Genomic DNA, 663 nt, shown 5'->3' with positions numbered 1-663 from the left:
ATTTTTGCGGTTTAAATTGAGCCACAGTGTAGTTTGAAACTAAACCTAACGAATGCATTATGCGGCTAATTCGGCGTTCTTGATACATGTTTTAGGTTCAGCTAACTTTAATAATTCTCTTTTGATTTTACGCGTACCCTAATTATTACGGCTTTCTTTGAAAATCCGTTCAATTTCTTTTGAAAGTGCGATGTCCTCTGTTTTTCGCTGCGAAGTGGCATCTAAATTTATATGATAATAATAGGTGCTCCTTTTAATCTCGAGGGCGGCACACATTGCTGATACCGAATAAAGGTGAGCGTTATTACGAATCACATTTATTTTCGTCCCATGATCAGCGCCGCTTGCTTTAAAATATCATTCTCCATTAGTAACCGCTGATTTTCTTTACGTAATTTATCTAGTTCTATTTCATCTTCTGTTCGATTATCTTTAGCTGCGAACGAGCCAGTAGCTTGATGATTTTTAATCCATTTATCTAATCCCGAAGGGGTTAAATCATATTCACGAGCAATATCAGCACGTGACTTTCCATTTTCATAAAGCTTCACCATTTGCAGTTTAAATTCAGGCGTAAATGTTCGACGTTGACGTGGCATAGTAGCACACTCCTTTTTATTAGTAGTCTTAGTTTACAAGCCCTCATTTATTCTGTCTAACTTA

At 36.7% G+C, this 663-nt stretch carries 1 pseudogene; it reads right to left on the bottom strand.

The features are described 5' to 3' along the window. Nucleotides 1-599, bottom strand: a pseudogene (locus BCAMP_RS14520) (transposase); the annotation flags it as partial. Nucleotides 600-663 lie beyond the last annotated feature (64 nt).

This window comes from Brochothrix campestris FSL F6-1037 (assembly GCF_000525915.1).
In the GTDB taxonomy this organism is placed as follows: Bacteria; Bacillota; Bacilli; order Lactobacillales; family Listeriaceae; genus Brochothrix; species Brochothrix campestris.
Note: the sequence above shows the minus strand (reverse complement) of the source record. Positions and strands in the feature narration are given on the sequence as shown.